Origin of the sequence: Pseudomonas sp. ES4 (assembly GCF_050586665.1) — a bacterium.
Taxonomy (GTDB): domain Bacteria; phylum Pseudomonadota; class Gammaproteobacteria; order Pseudomonadales; family Pseudomonadaceae; genus Aquipseudomonas; species Aquipseudomonas frederiksbergensis.
The window spans coordinates 41,231-60,951 of the sequence record NZ_JBOBDO010000031.1 but is presented as its reverse complement, the minus strand read 5'-3'; the positions used below and the strand labels follow the sequence as shown (position 1 = coordinate 60,951).

Here is a 19,721-nt window from a genome sequence, read left to right as displayed (position 1 = left end):
CCACAGGGGATTTGCGTTGCGCTTAGCTCTGTTGTGCTGCTTTCAGGCACTTCAAATCGTTGAAGTCCTTGCGCACACCTTCTATTTTCTTCAGCAGCCGCTGGCGCTGTTCCGGTGTGCTGTCGGCCATCAAGTCCACAAATAATGCCCGGGCCTGGGCTTCGGTGCTGGCGAAGGCCTGGCGATAAGCGGGCGTCCACAAACTCTCGCGATTGACCAGAAGCGTCTCGATTCGCTGTGGGAATTCTGGACTCTGGCGCTGCGCAACCGCCGCACTGAACTGCTTCTGCCAATGGACGCGGTTGGCGATCCATTGCGTATTCTGGTCCCCCAAGGCGTTTGACCACGCGACAACACGCCTCTGCTGGGTTGCGCTGAGCGGGCCGAGCCAGTCGTTCAGGCGTTTTTCCATGCGCTGGCTGCGGGCCTTGATCTGTTGGTCGAGAGACGGCTTGAGGTATTGCTCCTGGCGTTTACGCTGGTCCTTGGCGAAGGCCTCGTTCATTTCCGCGACTTGCTGGTCATTTAGCCCCTGCAATAGCTCAATGGCCGACGGGGTGATTTCCCGTGCGGTCTGGGCGATGGCTTGTTTGGCTTCCTGGGTGCGGGATTGCAGTGCGGCTTCGGTGACCTGGTTGGTTTCTACCATCACTTGCAAGCGATCCAGCCAGTCAAGGTAGCCCGGCAATTGCGTGGTGCAGTGCCAGCTCAGGTGCTCTTTGAGGCGCTCATTAAACCAGTCTTTTTGCTCCCCGTTCATGTCCAGGTAGTCGCTGAGCGTCCACGGAATGATCACGTCGAGGTTGCGATAGGCCAGGCCCACGCGGCTGCACGCACCGAGGGCGAGACTGAGGGTGATAACGACGGCGAGACACTTCAACCAGCGCGACATGGGCGAATCCTTTGCGAAGTCCTGGCTTTTTTAATGGGCTTTTCTATGTGAACGCAGGATAAGCCTCGCAGTTCAGCTGATCAGTAAAAGGCGCGTTCGGCCTTGAGGGTGACCAGCCCGTCGCATTGGCTGTTGTGCCCGGAATAGGCGGAGCAACTGTTGCCGCTCAAGTTGGAGTCACTGTAGATCAGGTCCAGATCGACGCCCATGAACGGGCGGGAAAGTTGCACTGACCAATCGGTGAAACTGCCTACGTACCCACCGTCGACAGACACCGGCGTGTTGAGCTGGTGGGTGGTGTATTTCATGCTGATCCCGATGCCAAACGGCTGATTACCACCGAGGTCGGCGAATACGGTGCTGTTCTGTTTGTCCGGGTCGTTGCTGAAGGCTGCGCCGAAACGGCTGCCCAGAAAGGTCAGGCCGCCGAAAAGCTCCTGGCTGTCGAGGGTGTCCACTTTCGGATAGCTGTAACGGATCATGCCGACTTCGTACCCGAGGCTATTATCGAAAGGCTGTTTAAACCCCATGTAGGAGTCGACTTCAAGGTTGGCCCCTGGCGTTAAACCCATGCTGGGTGCCCATTGACCCACGTAAAAACCGCTGTCATGACTCAGGTCGAGCCCACCGTGGAACGAGCCGGTACTGGAAGGTTTGACCAGTCCCTGGGCCATGCTGCGGCTGGGGGTGGTGCCGAGTTTGAGATCGAAGTCGCCCAGTTCACGCTGAAAGATTTGCGCATTGGCGACCGAACACGACAGCAGGGTGCCGAGCAATAAATAGGAGGGTTTGAGCATGCGTCACTCCATGACCGCGAGGTGCAGGCACTAAAAACCTACTGAAACGCTTGATCTAGACGTGTGCAAGCATACCGGCGAATGATCGGCATCGAGGGCCGTTCGTCGATTTTTGAAATATTGGTTTGTTTGCGGAGGTATTGCGAGGAGGGTTCCAGTCCAAGCGCTTCGAAGCTCAAAGCGCTTAGGGACCAGGTGACGCAGCGGATCTTGGGGGAAGTTACTTCTTGCCCAGGGTGATCTGCTTGGACGGGCCGAACGTCTGGCCGCTGACGCCTTTGGCAATTTGCTGGATCTCTCCGCCGGACTTGAGGAACGCAGCAATCTGGTTGTTGATCGATTCGCTGGTTTCAACGGCTGGAGCTGGCTTTGCTTTGCTGTTGGATGCTTTTACACGCATGGCGGCCATTAACCTATAGAAAATTAACTTGGCCAGGCATCGTACAGGAAATACTTGACAATTGCTTGGTAAATATCTCCCCGAAATACACAGGGCAGATGAAGAATTAATCACAAGTTATTGTTCTGAATAGGCCTCTAAGCTGCTGTTTTAACTAAGAACGATCGTCAAAAATTACAGTTCTCGGTCTGGCGGACAGGGGCGAAAATCTCCAGGATGGCCTGACGAGCGGCCTGGCGCTTGCGGTAAAACCCAGGAAAATTGAGCCCTTCAGAGGATTTTCTCGCGCCACCGGGCTGGCCAGCGAACGCGGCCCGCAAAACCGGGTAGAATGCCGCCCACGCAATGAGGGTATTGGAAATGGCTTTAGTCGGGCGCTACAACAGTTTGCAAGTGGTTAAACACACTAACTTCGGTTTATATCTGGACGGTGGCGCGGATGGCGAAATCCTCCTGCCTAATCGTTATATTCCCAAAGATATTCCCAGCGAAGATGAAGACTGGCTCAACGTTTTTGTTTATCTGGACAGCGATGACAAACTCATCGCAACTACCGAAAAGCCGAAAGTTCAAGTCGGTGAATTCGCCAGTTTAAAAGTCGTTGAAGTCAACAGCATCGGTGTTTTCCTGGATTGGGGTTTGCCGAAGGATCTGTTGCTGCCGTACTCCGAAGAAAAACGTCAGATGACCGCCGGCGAGTATGTCGTGGTGCATGTCTACCTCGACAAGCACACCCGCCGCATCACCGCGACGGCGCGTCTGGACCGCTACCTCGACAAGACCCCGGCCAACTACACCCCTGGCCAGGAAGTTGATTTGCTGGTTGCCGAAGCCACCGATATGGGTTTCAAGGCGATCATCAACAACAAGCATTGGGGCTTGATCCACAAGAACGAAATCTTCAAGTTCATGCGCGCCGGTAAAGAAGAGAAGGGCTTTATCAAAGAAGTCCGTGCCGACGGCAAGATCAGCCTGAGCCTGCAACCGGTAGGCGAAGAAGCCGCCACCAGCCTGAACTCGAAGATCCTCGCCAAGTTGCGCGACAACAATGGCAGCCTGCCGGTCAGTGACAAGAGCGACCCGACGGTGATCAGCAGTATGTTTGGCGTGAGCAAGGGCAACTTCAAAAAGGCCATTGGTGCGTTGTACAAGAACGGCCAGATTATTATTCACGCCGATCGCATCGAACTGAGCTGACCGTAATACCGGTCAAGCTCTTGTAGCAGCTGTCGAGCCCCGGCGAGGCTGCGTTCGGGGGGGCCGATAGCCCTATGCCGGGCTTTGTTTTTTCCTGCCGAGTTTCTGCCATGGATTGTGTTGCCGAGGTATCACTGTGAGCACCACCCGGCGCAGCGCCGATGGGTTCGCCCTGCAAGTGATGATTGGGTTGTGCCTGATCTGGGGTGTTCAGCAGGTGATGATCAAGTGGGCGGCGCCAGACATCGCGCCGGTCATGCAGGCCGCCGGGCGCTCGGGTATTTCCGCGTTGCTCGTAGGATTGTTGATCTGCTGGAAGGGCGGTTGGGATCAAGTGGGCAACACCTGGCGCGGTGGACTACTGGCTGGCGCGCTTTTTGGCCTGGAGTTCTTCTTCATTTCCGAAGGCCTGCAACTGACCACGGCCGCGCACATGTCGGTGTTCCTTTACACCGCGCCGATCTTCACCGCATTGGGCGTTCATTGGCTGTTACCGAGTGAGCGTCTGAGGCCGGTCCAGTGGCTGGGGATTTTTCTCGCCTTCGTCGGGATCGCCATCGCCTTTGCCGGTGGGGTCTCGTGGGACAACCTCGATCACCGTATGTTGATGGGCGACGCGCTGGGCGTGCTGGCCGGCGCGTCATGGGGGGCAACCACGGTGGTGGTTCGCGCTTCGCGTCTGTCGGAAGCGCCGGTGACCTTGACACTGTTCTATCAATTGATTGTCGGTTTCGTTGGCCTGTTGCTGATTGCGATCCTCAGCGGACAGGTCACTCACGTCAGCCTGACCACCGTGGCGGTGGCCAGTGTGTTGTTCCAGGGATTGGTGGTGTCGTTCTTCAGTTACCTGACCTGGTTCTGGTTGTTGCGCCGTTATCTGGCGGCGAATCTGGCGGTGTTTTCGTTCATGACGCCGCTGTTCGGCGTCACGTTCGGTGTGGTGTTGCTGGGCGAAGAGCTGAGCGTCAACTTTGTTGTCGGCGCGGTGCTGGTGTTATTAGGCATCACTTTTGTCAGTGCTGAGCAGTGGGTGCGCCGTCGCTTGCGCAAAGCCCTTGGGCAGAGCTGACCGGGCGCAGTAACAGACCGCCAGCGACAATCAATCCGCTACCGGCGAACACCAGCGCGGGCTGCAGTCCACCGCTGAAGTGGCTGCTCAATGCGGCCAGCAACGGCCCGGCGAGCTGGCCCACGGCAAAGCATGCCGTCAGCAGCCCGGCGTTGCGCTGGGTGGCGTGGGGCGCCAGTTCCCGTGAACGTTGCATCACCAGCTGCATGCAGGCCAGGAACGGCGTGCCGCAAAGGATCACGCCCAACGCCAGGCCTGGGCCGCTGCCCAACAAACAGGCGAAGACCCCGGCGGCTTGCAGCCACAATGTCGCCATCAGCCAATAACGAGTGCCATGTGGGCGTTGTCGACGCAGACTTACCAGCACCACCCCGATGGCCGAAGCAAGACCAAAGCAAGGCCAGAACAAATCGGCCAGCCATTGGCCATGGAACTGCGCGTTGGCCATTTGCGAGAGGAAAGTGGCCGGAATGATGTAGCCCAAACCGTACAGCCCATAGACGACACCTAAACGGCCGATGCCATGATTGCCCGAGCCGGCGACGCTGGGGGCGGTGACCACTGTCGTGGCCGGTTGCGGCAGGAATGGCAGAATCCCCAGCAGCATTGCCAGCCCGACGCCGGCATATACCAGCCACAAGGCTGCAGACGTCTGCCCCAGAAGGTTCGATCCCAAGGCCAACAAACCCGTCAGAAAAATCCCCAGACCCGGTCCGGCAAATACCAGGGCGCCAAGCCGTGGGCGACCGGCCGCCGCGGCCAGTGGCTGGCTCAACGCAGTGATCATCACCAGCACCCAGGCACTGGCCACACCGGTACCAAACCGCAGCGCCAGATGGGACCAAAAGCCGTTGGCCCAGAACGAAGCCAACGTCAGCAATACACAGAGCCATAAACCGCCCAGCAACCGTCGACGTACTTGCTCGGGACGGCGAGAGATCATCGCATCTACTGCACCGACGAAATAGCCGAGGTAGTTGGCCGCAGCAATCAGACCGGCGGCGGTCAGGTCGATCTGACCTTCGCTGAGCAGGTGCGGCAGCTGCGGCGTGAGGGCGAAACGCCCGATGCCCATGGCCATCATCAGGGCGATGAAACTGGCGAGTAAGCGAATCAGAGGAGGCATGGTCTGAATTCCAGCTGAGGATTAATGACCGTCAGGCTAGGACTGATTGACTTTCTTTTAAAATGAATAATAGTGAGTAACTTGTTCTGATTTGGAGAAAGGTTTGGAATTCAGCCAATTGCGGATTTTCCAGGCAGTAGCGGAGGAAGGTTCCATCACCCGCGCTGCCGAACGCCTGCACCGGGTGCCATCAAATCTGTCGACCCGGCTTAAACAGCTCGAAGAACAACTCGGCGTAGAACTGTTCGTGCGTGAACGTCAGCGTTTGCAGTTGTCTCCTGCGGGAAAAGTCCTGTTGGACTACACCGCCAAGCTGTTCAATCTGCGCGACGAAGCTCAGGCGGCGGTGCAGGGCGGGCAACCGGCCGGAGACTTCGTGCTCGGCACCATGTACAGCACCGCGGCGATTCATCTGCCGGGGTTGTTGGCGCGCTATCACCGCACTTACCCGGCGGTGAACCTGCAAGTGCAGTCCGGGCCAAGCGGTGAATTGCTTGAAGGTTTGCTCACCGGGCGTCTCGATGCGGCGCTGGTGGACGGTCCGCTGGAACTGGCCGGGCTCGACGGCGTCCCGTTGTGCGACGAACGGCTGGTGCTGATCAGCGAGGCCGATCACCCACCGATCCTCAGCGCGCTGGATGTGGAAGGGCGGTCAGTGTTCACTTTTCGGCAGGGATGTTCCTACCGCATGCGCCTGGAAGCCTGGTTCTCCCATTACCACGCGGCCATGGGCCGGGCGATGGAAATCGAGTCCTATCCGGGGATGCTTGCCTGCGTGATCGCAGGCTCAGGCGTGGCGCTGATGTCGGAGTCGATGCTCGCCAGCCTGCCGGGCCGCGAAAGCGTGGCGGTGCATCCGTTGGTCGAGCCATTTGCCAGTGCCACCACGTGGCTGATGTGGCGCAAAGGCATGGTGGGGGCGAACTTGAATGCCTGGCTTGAACAGCAACAATTGGTCTATCCGTCTGCGCCGAGTCAGGCTCGGGAGATGGCTTGAACTATCGGTCAGGTATTTTGATCAATTCAGTAACAGATCATTGCGACTTTGGGCGAGCATTGCGTAGGACTTCGGACTATTATCAGTGCGAAGTGGCTACAGAATTTTTGGCTACTCGGCACTACCCTGAAGGGGGCACCATGAAAGAGAAAATCCAAAACTGGCTGCACGACCTGGGTGTTGCACTCGGTTTGATCGAACCACCTCTGCAACCTGTGCCTATTCGCACCGACGACGAACAACGCCGACGCCAGCAGCGCCGCCGGTAACTGTCGGCCTGGTTGTGGCGAGGGGATTTATCCCCGTCGGGCTGCGAAGCAGCCCCCAGACCATTCAACCGGGTTGAGTCTGGTTTCCCGCGTCAGTCGATTTGCGACTGCTTCTCAGCCGGACGGGGATAAATCCCCTCGCCACAGGACGGCGTGTCCACTGGTTAATACTGATTAGCAACTGGCGACTATTAGACACCCCGCATCAGGCGTGCAAGCGCTGCCATTCGTCAATCATCGTGCGCAAATGCTCCCCGGAAAAGCTTCCGAAGTGCCCGCCATGCACCGTGCGGATCGGCAACTCGCGCAAACGCCGCAGGCTGCGGGCGTAGTCGTCGAGGTTGGAATGGTAGGCGTCTTCGATCAGCGGCCCGTCGTAGATGATGTCGCCGCTGAACAGGGTCTCGGTCGCCGCTTCGTACAGGCTGATCCCACCCGGTGAATGCCCTGGTGTGTGCAGCACTTGCAACACGCGGTTGCCCAGGTCCAGCACGTCACCTTCTTCGATCAAACCTGTGGCCGGTGCAGCTTTGACCCGGTACTCGGCGTAGCACAAGGGGCAATCCGGGTGCGCCTCGAACATTTCGTCGCCGACAAACGCCGTGCTCAAGGTGTTCTCACCGTCCGGTGACGCGAGGATCTGCGCTTCAGCCGGATGCACCAGCCGTTCGGGGAATTCGTGATGCCCGGCGATGTGGTCGAAATGGCAATGACTGGCCACGGCGACCAGCGGCCGTTCGGTGATCCATGGCAGTTGCTCGCGCAGGCTGACCAGCCCGGAGCCGCTGTCGAGCAGCAGGTCCTTGTCGCGGCCCTGAATGTGCCAGAGGTTGCAGCGATAGAAGGGGCGGATGTAAGGCTCGTGAATCAATCGAATGTCGTCACTGAGCTGTTTCACCTCAAACCACTGATCGCGAGAAACAATCTTCATCAAAGGTTTTCTCCAGACGAAAAAAACGGGTGTGGCAACCGACGCCACACCCGTCGAAGAAAGCATCAAGTCGTTATGGAAAGCTTAGGCGGCGCTGGCCACCCCTGCCGGACGACGGGACAGCAAGCTGACCACCACGAAACTCACCAGGCCTACGCCGAGGCTGTAGTAGATCGGGGTATTGGCGTCCATACCGTCCTTGATCATGAACACCAGCGCGGTGGCGAAGCCCAGCGCCATGCTGGTGATCGCACCGGCCGTCGTGGCGCGTTTCCAGTAAATGGCACCCATCAACGGGATCAGCATGCCGCCCACCAACAGGTTGTAGGCCAGGGTCAGCGCGCTGATCACATCATTGACCACCAGAGCGATACCCAATACGGCGATGCCGGTCAGCAGGGTAAACAGGCGATTGACGCTTACGTTCGATTGTTTGCCGCCGCGCAGTTTCGGCAGCAGATCTTCGGTCAGGGTCGTGGATGCGGCGAGCAGGCCGGCGCTGGCGGTGGACATCATGGCCGCCAGTGCCGCAGCGATGACCAGCCCCCGGATGCCATCCGGCAAGGACACTTTGACGATGGCGGCAAAGGCATTGTTGACGTTGTCCAGATCCGGAATGAGCACATGAGCAGCCATGCCGATCAGCGCACACACCAGGCCATAGACAATGCAGTAAATACCGGCCGATGTACCGGCGTACCTGGCGACTTTTTCGCTTCGTGCGGTGAACACCCGTTGCCAGATGTCTTGACCGATCAGGATGCCGAAGAAGTAGATCAGGAAGTACGTAATGATGGTGTCCCAGCCGATGCTGGTGAAGTTGAAGCTGGCGGCCGGCAATTGGGCAACCAGTTGATCCCAGCCACCGACACGGTACAGGCAGATCGGCAGCAACAGGAACATCAGACCCACGGTCTGGATCCCGAACTGGACGATGTCGGTCAGGGTCAGGGACCACATGCCACCGATGGTCGAGTAAATCACCACCACACCGCCGCCGAGCAGCACCGAGAGCCAGAATGGCAGACCGAAAAGCACTTGCAGCACGGTGCCGATCGCCAGGATCGAGGTCACACCGATCATCAGCGCATAGGCCAGCATGATGGTTGCGCTCGCGGTACGAGCCATCGGGTTGTAACGCTTTTCCAGCACCTGGGTGACGGTGAAAACCTTCAGTTTCAGCAGCGGTTTGGCGAGGAACAGGTTCAGCGCGACGATCCCGCAACCCAGTGCGGCGCACAGCCAGAAACCGGAGATGCCATGAACGTAGCCCAGACGCACGGTGCCGACGGTGGATGCACCGCCCAGAACGGTCGCGGCCATGGTGCCCATGTAGAGACCAGGGCCGAGGTTGCGACCGGCGACCAAATAGTCTTCGTGGGTCTTGGCCTTGCGCATGCCGTAGTAGCCGAGTATCAGCATCGCGGCGGCGTAGATGAGTACGACGAATAAATCCAAAGCCATGATGGCGTGTCTCCGATTGTCTTTTTTATGGTGAAACAAAGATGGTTCTGTGGACCGGCCCCTGTGGGAGCGAGCCTGCTCGCGATAGCGATTTATCAGTCACATCAATGTCGGATGTGCCGCAGTCATCGCCGGCAAGCCGGTCTCGCTCCCACAGGGGGGTCGGTGTCAGGCGGGCTGACGTAGTTCAGGTTTTGCCATGGTGCTTGCACCCTTGCTGCGTGGATCGTTTGGGCCAAACACCGCGGCCGATTCCGGGAACAGGCTCAGCAGCGTCAGGTACACCAGCGATGCCAGGCCAAGGGTGACCGGCAGGCTGATGTCGATGCCGCCGGCCAGTTCACCGAGCGGACCCACGAACTGCCCAGGCAAGTTGACAAAGCACAAGCCCACCGCAGCACTCGGGATCCAGGCACCCAGCCCACGCCAGTTCCAGCCGTGCGTGAACCAGTAGCGACCACCTTTCTCGCCGCGGGTGAACACTTGCAGGTCATCCGGGCAGTAGAAGCCGCGACGCACCAGCAGACCGATGATCATGATCACCATCCACGGGGTGGTGCAGGTGATGATCAGCACGGCGAAGGTCGACACGCTCTGCACCAGGTTCGCCGCAAAGCGTCCGATGAAGATGAAGGCAATCGACATCACACCGATCAGCAGCGTGGCCTTGACTCGTGACAGCACACGAGGGAAGACGCTGGACATGTCTAGCCCGGTGCCATAGAGCGAGGTGGTGCCGGTGGACATGCCGCCGATCACCGCGATCAGGCACACCGGCAGGAAGAACCAGCTCGGTGAAACCGCCAGCAGGCCGCCGACGTAGTTGTTGGCGGCGATGTAGTCCGGCGCCTTGATCGCTACGATGGTGGCGGTGGCTAGGCCGAACAGGAACGGGATGAAGGTGGCGATCTGCGAGATCACCACGGCAGCCATGATCCGGCGCTTGGAGGTGTCACGCGGGATGTAGCGCGACCAGTCACCGAGGAACGCACCGAAGGAAATCGGGTTGCTCATCGCCACCAGCGCCGCGCCGATGAAGGCGGCCCAGAAACCCGGTTGGCCCATGCTGACGGAGCCGGCGTAATTCACATCGAACGGCCCGGCGAAGGCGAAGATGCCCAGCAGAAACAACAGGCTGGCGCTCCACACGGCGATCTTGTTGACCCACAGCAGGAAGCGGAAACCGTAGATGCACACCGTCAGCACCAGGATTGCGAACAGACCGTAGGCCAGGCCCAGGGTCAGGTCGGTTTCCGGCAGGCCGATCAAGCGTTTGGCGCCACCGATCAACGCGTCGCCCGAACTCCACACCGAGAGCGAGAAGAAGGCGATGGCGGTCAACAACGACAGAAACGAACCGATGATCCGCCCGTGCACGCCGAAGTGTGCACCGGAAGACACGGCATTGTTGGTGCCATTGATCGGGCCGAACAGGCCCATTGGCGCGAGGATCAGCGAACCCAGCAACACGCCCAGCACAATCGCCCAGACGCCCGCCTGGAAAGACAGGCCGAACAGGACCGGGAAACTGCCGAGCACGGCGGTGGCAAAGGTGTTGGAACCACCGAAGATCATCCGGAACAAATCCGTCGGACCTGCAGTGCGCTCGCTGTCCGGGATCTGTTCGACCCCGTGGGTTTCGATTTGCGTAAGGCTTTGGTCTTTGTTGTTGTTATTCATGATCAGCTCCGATCATAAAGGCGCGCTCATCGTGTGTGAGCGTCACCTGTTTGGCTAAGGGGGTGGCAGCCCTTCCGGCATCGCGGACAAATGTTCGTGGCAGGCCAGCCATAGGCCTTGTTGTTCTTGGCCAGACGTCTGTTTCTTGAAAACAATCGTCTCGCGTTCCTGGCTGAAGTGTTGCTCCCCTTGCATGCGCAGCTCGGTGGCTACGTCATGGATGAAAATCGCCACGTCACCTTGCAGGCTGACGAAGGCGTTGCTCGAGGTGCACGACAGCACCTCGAAGCCGTCCTCGGCGCGCCAGGTGTCCCACAACGCCTGATAGGCATCGCGCGACAGCAGGGGCTGCTCGAGGGTGTAGAACACGAAGCTGGCATCAACGCTGAATGCGCCGAAGTAAGCTTCGCGATCGTTACGGGCAAAGGCCGATACCAGCTCAGCGGCGGCATTGAGTACCTGATCACGTTCGCTCATGACCGATCCTCAGCGATGGACCACGCCCGGCAGTACGCAGAGCATTTCGTACAGCAGGTTGGCGCCCAGCAGCGAGGTGTTACCGGTGGTGTCGTACGCTGGCGAGACTTCCACCAGATCGCAGCCGACCAGATCGAGGCCTTGGCAGCCGCGCACGATTTCAATCGCCTGAATGGTCGTCAGACCGCCGATTTCCGGGGTACCAGTGCCTGGTGCCCAGGCCGGGTCAATGCCGTCGATATCGAAACTCAGGTACACCGGACCGCCGCCGACTTTCTCGCGAACTTCGGCCATCAGCGGTGCCAGGGATTTGTGCCAGCATTCTTCAGCCTGAACCACACGGAAGCCTTGATTGCGGCTCCAGTTGAAGTCATCAGCGGTGTAACCCTGAGCGCGCAAGCCAATCTGCACCACGCGGTCCGGATCCAGAAGGCCTTCTTCGACAGCGCGACGGAAGGTGGTGCCATGGGCGATTTTCTCGCCGAACATGTGATCGTTCACATCCGCGTGAGCGTCGATGTGCACCAGGCCGACCTTGCCGTGCTTCTTATGGATCGCACGCAGGATGGGCAGGGTGATGGTGTGGTCGCCGCCGAGGGTCAGGGGGATCACATTGTGTTCGAGGATCTTGTGGTAGGACTCTTCGATGATCCGTACCGCGTCCAGCAGGTTGAACGTGTTGATCGCTACGTCACCGATGTCGGCAACCGACAGCGAGTCGAACGGTGCAGCGCCGGTGGCCATGTTGTACGGGCGGATCATCACCGATTCGGCGCGGATTTCGCGAGGCCCGAAACGGGTGCCTGGGCGCAGGGAAGTGCCGATGTCCAGCGGGACGCCAACGAAGGCAGCATCCAGACCGGCAGCGGTTGGCACATGGGGAAGTCGCATCATGGTGGCGATGCCGCCGAAGCGCGGCATTTCATTGCCGCCCAGTGGTTGGTGAAGAATCTTGTCCACGGGTAAGGCCTCATCGTCGTTGTTTTATTTATGTCGGTTGCACTGGTCGGGGAGACGCCGGCACCGCTGTGGGGCGATTCTGCGAAATGTAGTGGCCGGGAAGAATCGCTACGGGCAAATACTTAGTTCAGATTTTTCTAAACTAATGGCCGCGGCGGCGATAGACTCGCAGTGCCCATGTAGCAGCTGACGAGCACCGCGAGGCTGCGTTCGGCTGCGAAGCCGTCGTAAAACCTGAGCGCGAGGTTTTCCAGAAATACCGCATCGCTCGAATTCACGACGACTTCGTCGCCGAACGCAGCCTCGCGGTGCTCGTCAGCTGCTACGGGGTTCAATGTCTGACCGTGTTTTTGCTGGAGTGCCCCCATGGCCAACGCATTACCCGACCTGAAACTGTTGCGCATCTTCGTCAGCGTGGTTCGCCATCAGGGGTTTGCCAACGCCCAGCAAGAACTCAACCTTTCGACCTCGGCCATCAGCACTTACATGAGCCAGCTCGAAGCCGCCCTCGGCCTGGTCCTCTGCCATCGCGGCCGCGGTGGTTTCAGCCTGACCAGCAAAGGTGAACTGTTCCACCAGGAGACCCTGCGCCTGCTCGGCGAACTCGAAGGCTTCGAACAATACGCTGCCGCCCTCAAGGGCGAACTGCGCGGCACCTTGAACCTCGGCGTCATCGACTCCACCGTCAGCGACAAGGCCTTGCCGTTCGCCGAAGCCATTGGCGCCTACAGCCAGGAACACCCGGCCGTGCATTTGCATTTGTCGGTCATGAGCCCTTACGAACTGCAACTCGGCGTGCAGGACAACCGCCTCGACCTGGCCATCGGCGCGTTCTCCACGCGCATGAGCGGTCTGGTCTACATGCCGCTCTACCGCGAACAACACTGGTTGTATTGCAGCAGCCGTCATCCGCTGTTCACCGAACGGCGCATCCCCGAGCAAGTCATTACGCAGCAACGCATGGTTGGCCGCGGCTACTGGAGCCAGGCAGAACTGGCACGTCACGGCTTCAAGCACAGCGCGGCGACGGTGGAAAGCATGGAGGCGCAGCTGATCCTGGTGCTGTCGGGTGCCTACATCGGTTACTTGCCGGAGCACTACGCGCAGGCTTGGGCGGACAAGGGTGATTTACGGGTGCTGTTGCCGGCGACCTTCGGCTATCAGGCGCCGTTCTCGATGATCGTGCGTCGTGGCCGCAGCCGCGAGCCGTTGATCCAGACCTTTCGCGATTTGCTCAAAGCACAACTGAATCAGGCTTGAGAATAATGTCCAGAATCCAATGTCCGCGCTGCCTGCGTCCGCACACTCACTGTTTGTGCCCACTGATTCCGAGCCTCGACAGCCGCACCCGAGTGCTGTTGTTGCAGCACCCGAGCGAAGTGAATCATGCACTGAACACGGCGCGATTGGCGGCATTGGGGTTGAAGAATGCCGAGTTGATCGTTGGCGAGGTGTTCGAGGATTTGCCGGCGCTGTTGACTCAACCGGGTTATCAGGCGCGGCTGCTGTTTCCTGCCGATGATGCGCAGCCGTTGCAGGCTTACACGGCAAATGATCAGCCGTTATTACTGGTCGTCCCCGACGGCACCTGGCGCAAGGCGCGCAAGATGCTGCACCTCAATCCGCTGCTGGCGGCGCTGCCGAGGGTGACGTTGGCGCAGGGCGCGGTGTCGAGATATCGATTGCGCAAGGCACCGGGACCGGGGGCGTTGTCGACGGTGGAGGCGATTGTTCAGGCGTTGCAGACCCTCGAAGCACCGACCTCTTTCGAACCGTTGTTAAAACCGTTCGAAGCGTTGATCGAGGGGCAGATCGCAGCGATGGGGGAGGAGACCTTTCGACGCAATCATGGGCCGAAAGAGTCGTTGTGATTGAGGGCCTCATCGCGAGCAGGCTCGCTCCCACAGTTGACCGAGTTCTTCCAGAAAAAATGCGATCCACTGTGGGAGCGAGCTTGCTCGCGATAGCGGTAGAACAATCACAGAAAATCCCGGCCAGAGACTACCGTTCGCGCATTGCCTCGGTCCGGGCTTTAAGCACTGGTTTGAGCAAGTAATCCAGCACGCTTTTCTCCCCGGTGATGATGTCCACCGTCGCCACCATCCCGGGAATGATCAGCAACGGTTTCACATCCCCGCCCAAGTGATTCTTATCCGTCCTCACCTGAATCAGGTAGAAGCTGTTGCCCTTGTCATCGGTAATCGTATCCGCGCCAATCAACTCCAGTTTCGCGGTCAATCCTCCATAAATCGTGTAGTCATAAGCGCTGAACTTGACCATGGCTTTTTGGCCCGGGTGCAGAAACGCCACGTCCTGCGGCCGGACCTTGGCTTCGATCAGCAAGTTGTCTTCAATGGGCACGATTTCCACCATGTCGCTGCCCGGCTGGACCACGCCGCCGATGGTGTTGACCTTCAGTACTTTGATAATCCCGTGCACCGGCGAAACTACCGTGGTGCGGGTCACGCGGTCGTCGATAGCAATGCTCGATGCGGTGATTTTCGACAGGTCGGTGCGCTTTTCATTCAGTTCTTTCGCCGCGTCGGAGCGGAAGGATTGTTCGGACTCGTCAATCTTGCTTTTGATCTCATTGATCGCCGATTCAGCGCGGGGAATCGCCAGGGTCGTGGCGTTCAATGAACCGCGAATCTCCACCGCGCTGCGTTTGAGTCGCAGGATTTCCACCGGCGAAACCGCCCCGCTGCCCACCAGCGGCGCGGACATGTTCATTTCTTGCTGCAATAGCGCCAGGCTTGAACTGTATTGGCCCTGTTTCGAGCGGAACTCGGCAAGTTCCTGGGCTTTTTGCCGAAGTTGCTCACTCAGGGTGCGCTGTTCGCTGGCCAGTCGACGTTGCCGTTGTTCGTACAGCGAGCGTTCGTCCTCGGCCACTTGCGGTGCCTTGGCGATCACTTCGGGGGACAGCTTGAACGGCCGGCCTTCCGCTTCGGCCGACAGCCTTTCGACTTGAGCGGTCAGCGCATAACGGTCGGCCTCGCTTTCGCCCTTGTTCGACAGGAATCGAGTGTCATCGAGGCGCAGCAGGGTGTCGCCCTTGTTCACCATTTGCCCTTCACGAACGAAGATTTCAGTGACGATGCCGCCCTCCAGGTTCTGGATCACTTGAACCTTGCTCGACGGAATCGCCTTGCCTTCGCCCATGGTCACTTCCTGCAGCACCGCGAACCTGGCCCAGACCACCGCCGTGATAATCAGCGCAGCGGCCAGCCACACGGTGATCCGCGACCAGCGTGGTGAATCCTGCAATGAGGCGCCCGCGGTTTCCGGCATGAATTCGCTTTCGGCGCTTTTGCTGAAACTGCCGAAGTAGCCGCGCGGTTTCGAATTGGACGAGGTGTCGGACGATGAACGCGCCATGGCCAGCTCCTAAACCGTCGCAGAGCCGACACGGCCCTTGCGCAGTGCATCGATGACCACTTCTTTCGGGCCGTCGGCGACGATCCGCCCGTTGTCCAGTACCACCAGCCGATCCACCAGGCTGAGCATCGAGGTGCGGTGGGTCACCAGCAGCAGGGTCTTGCCCTGGACCCAGCGGTGGAGTTTTTGCCGCAGAACGTCTTCGCTGCTGTTGTCCATGGCGCTGGTGGGTTCGTCGAGCAACATGATCGGCGGATCCAGCAACAAGGCGCGGGCCAGCAACACTGCCTGGCGTTGCCCGCCGGACAGCAGTTGTCCGCGTTCACCCACTGGCCGGTCGAAACCTTGCGGATGCTGACGGGCCAGCTCGGTGACCCCGGTCAGTTCGGCGACTTCGAGCATCCGTGCATCGCTGATGTAGCGTGCGCCGAGGGTCAGGTTGTCGCGCAAGCTGCCGGCCAACAGCGGCAGGTCATGGGCGACGTAACCGATTTGCTGGCGCAGGTCGGCGACATCCAGTTGCCGCAGGTCCAGGCCATCGAGCAGCAGTTGGCCTTCTTCGGGGGCGTAGAACCCCATCACCAGCCGCGCCAAGGTACTTTTGCCCGAGCCGCTGCGGCCGATGATGCCGATCCGCTCACCGGGTTTCACGCTGAAGCTGATGTTGGCCAGGGCCGGCGCGTTCTGGCCGTTGTAGTGGAACGTCACATTGCTGACGTCTATCGCGCCTTGCAGTTGCGTGCGTTCCAGCGGCCGTTGCCTGGCGTCGCGCTCCTGGGGCAAGGACATCAGCGCATCGGTGCTTTTCATGGTCAGTTGCGCTTGCTGATAGCGCGTGATCAACCCGGCAATCTGCCCCAGCGGCGCGAGCACCCGGCTGCCGAGCATGTACGTCGCGACCAGCGCGCCGACGCTGAGGTTGCCGGCGATGATGCTGTAGACCCCGGCGACGATGGTCGCCATGCCGCAGAATTGCTGGATGAACAGCGTGCCGTTGGTGGCCAGCGCCGAGAGGTTGCGCGCATGGCTGTCGAGGCGGGTGAGGGCGCCGTGGGTGCTTTCCCATTTGTGCTGGCGTTCGCTTTCGGCACTGCAGGCCTTGAGGGTTTCCAGGCCGCCGAGGGTTTCGATCAGCAGCGCCTGGCGTTCGGCGCCCAGGGCCAGGCTTTTCTGAACGGTGTCGCGCAGGCGGACCTGGATCACCATCGCGAAGATGATCGTGAGCGGAAACGCCAGTAACGGAATCACCACCAGCCAGCCACCGAGCAGGCCGATCACTACCAGCATCAGCACGGCAAAGGGCAGGTCGATCAGGCTGGTGAGGGTCACGGCGGTGAGGAATTCCCGCAGACCCTGGAAGTCATGAATGCTTTGGGCGAAACCACCAATGGTTGCCGGCCGGGCTTTCATCGCCATGCCGGTGATGCGTTCGAACAACGTGGCGGAAAGGATCACGTCGGTTTTCTTCCCGGCGGTGTCCAGCAGGTGCGCGCGCACCACCCGCAATACCAGTTCGAAACCGGTGCCGATCAGCAAGCCGATCGACAGCACCCACAACGTCGACGTGGCCTGGTTCGGCACCACCCGGTCGTAGGTCTGCATCACGAACAGCGGCACCATCAGCCCCAGCAGGTTGATCAGGAAACTCGCCAGAATCGCGTCGCTGTACAGCCACTTCGACAACTTCAAGGTGTCGCGAAACCACGCCTCAACCCGCGGTACCAAGGGCGAGCGCAAGTCTTCCAGTTCATGCCGTGGCCGGGCGAACAAGGCCTGGCCGCTGTAATTCTCTGCCAGTTCATCCCTGCTGACCCATTGTTCACCGCCATCGGCTTCGCTCGGCAAAATCAACAGCTGCCCGTCATCGCCGAAGCGTCGCAGAATGGCCGTTCGGCCGTTGTTGAGGATCAGCATTATCGGCAGGTTGAGGGCGCTAATGTCCGCCAGTTCACGGCGCAGCAATCGCGCCTGCAAGCCGGCCCGGGCCGCTGCGCGAGGCAGCAGGTCCAGGCTCAAGCGTTGTTTGTGCAGAGGCAGCCCGGCACTCAGGCTGGCGCGACTGACTGTCGCGCCGTGGAGTTTGCAGAGGATCAACAGACCATCCAGAAGCGGGTCATCGAAGCTCAGGCGCGGATCGACACCAATGTTGCCGGGTTCCATGCTGGTCACATTGATCTCTCCATAGGCCTACTTCAGTTCAGGCAGACGGGCTTCGTTTTTTACTTCCGTGGAGGCGATCGCATCGGCGGGCAATACCACCCGTTGTTTGCTCAGCAACTGCCCCATGTTCGCCAGCACGCGGTACATCGAGAACTCCTCGGTGTAGCGCACTTCGGTATAGCGGCGGTTAGCGTTGTAGAGCTCGTTTTCACTGTCCAGCAGGTCGAGCAGGGTGCGTTGGCCTAGGCCGAACTGGTCCTGATACGCCACGCGCACGCGTTGGCTGGTATCGGCGTATTCGCGGGCAGTCGGGGTTTGTTTCTTGGCGTTGACCATGGCGTTCCAGGCCAGGTGAATGTTCTCGTTGAGTTGGCGCAGGGCATTGTTGCGGATGTCCATCGCCTGGTTGATCTGGTGTGCATCGGAAGCCAGGCGAGCCTTGTCGCTGCCACCGCGGAACAGGTTGTAGTTCATCACGATGCCGACTCGCCATTCGTTGTCATGGCCTTCATCGCCCTGCACGTTGTTGTTGGCACCCACGGCGGCTTCGGCGTCGAACCGAGGGTAGAACGGTGACTTGGCGACTTCGTACTGGCTCTCGGCTGACTGCACATCGGCCTGGGCGGATTTCAGGTACGGGTTGTTTTCCACCATGCTTTGCTGGGCTTCCTGCAAGGTGGCGGGCAGTTCGCCGCGGGTCGAGGGCGGGGTTTCGAGTTCATCGGGCAGGCGCCCGACGACGGCGTAGAAGTTCGATTCGGCATCCGCCAGATCGACTTCAGCGGTATCGAGGTTGTTTTGTGCCAGTGCCCGGCGAGCGACGGACTGGTCGGAGTCGGCGGTGCTGCCGATACCACGCTCGGTGCGCAGGCCGATCTGATCGTTGACTCGCATGTGAGCTTGCAGATTGTTCTTGGCCAAGGTCACCAGTTCGCGGCGCTTGAGCACTTCGAGGTAGACCTCGATGGTACGCAGGGCCAGATCCTGAGCGGTGCCCTGAGCGTAATAGGCCCGGGAATTGACCACGCCTTTGGTGCGCTGGACTTCGTTGGCGGTATTGAAGCCATCGAAGAGCATCTGCCGCAGACGCAATTCCGATTGGGTGTAGGTGAGGATTTCGGTGTGGTGATTACCGAGTGCCCGGGTGCTGGTGTTATCGCTGTACCCGCGCCCGTACGCGGCATTCAGATCAACCGATGGATAAAATCCTCCCTTGGCGACTTTCACTTGTTCATCGGCCGAAAGGCGGCTGTCTACGCGCGAGGCCAGCTCCGGGTGGGTCGCGATGGTGCTCTGGATCGCCTCCGTCAATGACATGGCCTGAGCTTGAGAAGCGCAGGCCATGGCCAGCAGAATTGCGCTGCAGAGGGGGGTTAATACGCGCATGGGTGCCTCTCCCTGATTCCTAATGATGCTTATTAGTCGCCAAATATTTGACGACATTTATAGTGAAAACCGTTTCATGCTTGTAACAACAGAGCTAAGAACATTTTGGGGAAAACCATAGAAGAATTTCTCATAAGGCTTATGCCAAAAAAAACTTATGCGCTCCGAAAAATCCAGCACATTGTTCACTGCGAAAGCCCTTGATTTACGAGCGTTAGGGCGCTCATCGGGGCTTGAGGAAAGTTCCAGACCAACAATCGATAAAGGGCGGGGAAGTGCTGGAGGGGAGGGAAGCGGACGGTTTTTCGGTGACGGTTTTTTGTCACCTTAGTGAATCAAAACTGTTACGCATCGCTCAAAAGGCGACGTGTTGTGCAAGTGGGTCCCGATGCCATTGATTGCAGAGGGTTTTTATCCCGCAGCAGACACATTGCCCGCGAGCGGCACGCTTGGCGAGAACGGCGCCAGGGCAGCGGCTTACTCGACGTAACCGCGCCCGCAGGTGATTTCGCCAGGCAACCCGTTGTAGCCAGGAGCA

General features: G+C 59.4%; 19 protein-coding genes. 6 read left to right on the top strand and 13 right to left on the bottom strand.

From position 1 onward, the window contains the following. Positions 1 to 22: 22 nt before the first annotated feature. The 3 genes from ACQ4OB_RS25135 to ACQ4OB_RS25125 all read right to left on the bottom strand — a co-directional run bounded on the left by ACQ4OB_RS25135 (position 23) and on the right by ACQ4OB_RS25125 (position 2,098). Complete coding sequence (locus ACQ4OB_RS25135; RefSeq protein WP_430956669.1) at positions 23 to 892, bottom strand: DUF6279 family lipoprotein; 870 nt, start codon at positions 890 to 892, stop codon at positions 23 to 25. 80 nt (positions 893 to 972) lie between these two features. Next, positions 973 to 1,689, bottom strand: coding sequence for a TorF family putative porin (locus ACQ4OB_RS25130; RefSeq protein ID WP_430956668.1), 717 nt, complete (start codon positions 1,687 to 1,689; stop codon positions 973 to 975). A gap of 220 nt (positions 1,690 to 1,909) precedes the next feature. After that, complete coding sequence (locus ACQ4OB_RS25125; RefSeq protein ID WP_017337097.1) at positions 1,910 to 2,098, bottom strand: hypothetical protein; 189 nt, start codon at positions 2,096 to 2,098, stop codon at positions 1,910 to 1,912. 351 nt (positions 2,099 to 2,449) lie between these two features. Here ACQ4OB_RS25125 and ACQ4OB_RS25120 point away from each other — a divergent pair, with 351 nt between their 5' ends. Together ACQ4OB_RS25120 and ACQ4OB_RS25115 are read left to right on the top strand one after the other, a co-directional pair. Beyond that, positions 2,450 to 3,286, top strand: coding sequence for a CvfB family protein (locus ACQ4OB_RS25120; protein ID WP_102616660.1), 837 nt, complete (start codon positions 2,450 to 2,452; stop codon positions 3,284 to 3,286). Positions 3,287 to 3,422: 136 nt separating this feature from the next. Then, on the top strand, positions 3,423 to 4,355 hold the full coding sequence (locus ACQ4OB_RS25115) for a DMT family transporter (RefSeq protein ID WP_102616661.1): 933 nt from the start codon (positions 3,423 to 3,425) through the stop codon (positions 4,353 to 4,355). Here ACQ4OB_RS25115 and ACQ4OB_RS25110 read toward each other — a convergent pair. After that, positions 4,300 to 5,481 (bottom strand): MFS transporter, encoded by a 1,182-nt coding sequence (locus tag ACQ4OB_RS25110; RefSeq protein ID WP_102616662.1) that lies wholly within the window; start codon positions 5,479 to 5,481, stop codon positions 4,300 to 4,302. The two genes, ACQ4OB_RS25115 and ACQ4OB_RS25110, sit on opposite strands and share 56 nt — an antisense overlap. A gap of 103 nt (positions 5,482 to 5,584) precedes the next feature. On the opposite strand from ACQ4OB_RS25110, the gene ptrR reads away from it, so the two are divergent. Together ptrR and ACQ4OB_RS25100 are read left to right on the top strand one after the other, a co-directional pair. Then, positions 5,585 to 6,478 (top strand): putrescine utilization regulator PtrR, encoded by an 894-nt coding sequence (gene ptrR, locus ACQ4OB_RS25105; RefSeq protein ID WP_074874400.1) that lies wholly within the window; start codon positions 5,585 to 5,587, stop codon positions 6,476 to 6,478. 140 nt (positions 6,479 to 6,618) lie between these two features. Next, entirely contained in the window at positions 6,619 to 6,747 is a 129-nt protein-coding gene (locus ACQ4OB_RS25100) for a PA1414 family protein (RefSeq protein WP_007914492.1), read from the top strand. Positions 6,748 to 6,952: 205 nt separating this feature from the next. Here the strand turns inward: ACQ4OB_RS25100 and ACQ4OB_RS25095 are convergent, their stop codons facing one another. From ACQ4OB_RS25095 to ACQ4OB_RS25070, 6 genes are all read right to left on the bottom strand, one after another. Next, entirely contained in the window at positions 6,953 to 7,678 is a 726-nt protein-coding gene (locus ACQ4OB_RS25095; RefSeq protein ID WP_430956667.1) for an MBL fold metallo-hydrolase, read from the bottom strand. A gap of 84 nt (positions 7,679 to 7,762) precedes the next feature. Then, positions 7,763 to 9,142 carry a sodium:solute symporter gene (locus ACQ4OB_RS25090; protein ID WP_430956666.1) on the bottom strand — a complete coding sequence of 460 codons (1,380 nt, stop codon included), beginning with the start codon at positions 9,140 to 9,142 and terminating at the stop codon, positions 7,763 to 7,765. Between the two features lie 168 nt (positions 9,143 to 9,310). Beyond that, positions 9,311 to 10,822, bottom strand: a complete 1,512-nt coding sequence (locus ACQ4OB_RS25085; protein WP_074874406.1) for a purine-cytosine permease family protein — start codon at positions 10,820 to 10,822, stop codon at positions 9,311 to 9,313. A 54-nt stretch (positions 10,823 to 10,876) separates the two neighbouring features. Continuing rightward, on the bottom strand, positions 10,877 to 11,299 hold the full coding sequence (locus ACQ4OB_RS25080) for a YybH family protein (protein WP_007905130.1): 423 nt from the start codon (positions 11,297 to 11,299) through the stop codon (positions 10,877 to 10,879). 9 nt (positions 11,300 to 11,308) lie between these two features. Continuing rightward, the gene (speB, locus tag ACQ4OB_RS25075; protein ID WP_430956665.1) at positions 11,309 to 12,259 is read right to left on the bottom strand and encodes an agmatinase; all 951 of its coding nucleotides are present in this window, start codon (positions 12,257 to 12,259) and stop codon (positions 11,309 to 11,311) included. Positions 12,260 to 12,396: 137 nt separating this feature from the next. Beyond that, a complete protein-coding gene (locus ACQ4OB_RS25070; RefSeq protein ID WP_430956664.1) occupies positions 12,397 to 12,627 on the bottom strand; it encodes a hypothetical protein in 231 nt (76 codons plus the stop codon). Between ACQ4OB_RS25070 and ACQ4OB_RS25065 the strand changes: the two genes are divergently transcribed. Together ACQ4OB_RS25065 and ACQ4OB_RS25060 are read left to right on the top strand one after the other, a co-directional pair. Next, positions 12,626 to 13,519: a LysR family transcriptional regulator gene (locus tag ACQ4OB_RS25065; RefSeq protein ID WP_007945995.1), complete on the top strand. Its 894-nt coding sequence runs from the start codon at positions 12,626 to 12,628 to the stop codon at positions 13,517 to 13,519. The genes ACQ4OB_RS25070 and ACQ4OB_RS25065 overlap by 2 nt on opposite strands. Before the next feature lie 5 nt (positions 13,520 to 13,524). Beyond that, on the top strand, positions 13,525 to 14,130 hold the full coding sequence (locus ACQ4OB_RS25060; RefSeq protein ID WP_430956663.1) for a tRNA-uridine aminocarboxypropyltransferase: 606 nt from the start codon (positions 13,525 to 13,527) through the stop codon (positions 14,128 to 14,130). A gap of 130 nt (positions 14,131 to 14,260) precedes the next feature. On the opposite strand, the gene ACQ4OB_RS25055 is transcribed toward ACQ4OB_RS25060, so the two are convergent. From ACQ4OB_RS25055 to ACQ4OB_RS25045, 3 genes are read right to left on the bottom strand one after another with little or no spacing between them, the layout of a single operon-like run. Next, positions 14,261 to 15,637 (bottom strand): HlyD family type I secretion periplasmic adaptor subunit, encoded by a 1,377-nt coding sequence (locus tag ACQ4OB_RS25055; RefSeq protein ID WP_074874415.1) that lies wholly within the window; start codon positions 15,635 to 15,637, stop codon positions 14,261 to 14,263. 9 nt (positions 15,638 to 15,646) lie between these two features. Further along, positions 15,647 to 17,806: a type I secretion system permease/ATPase gene (locus ACQ4OB_RS25050; RefSeq protein ID WP_074874417.1), complete on the bottom strand. Its 2,160-nt coding sequence runs from the start codon at positions 17,804 to 17,806 to the stop codon at positions 15,647 to 15,649. A gap of 18 nt (positions 17,807 to 17,824) precedes the next feature. Beyond that, the gene (locus ACQ4OB_RS25045; RefSeq protein WP_074874419.1) at positions 17,825 to 19,183 is read right to left on the bottom strand and encodes a TolC family outer membrane protein; all 1,359 of its coding nucleotides are present in this window, start codon (positions 19,181 to 19,183) and stop codon (positions 17,825 to 17,827) included. Between the last annotated feature and the right edge of the window lie 538 nt (positions 19,184 to 19,721).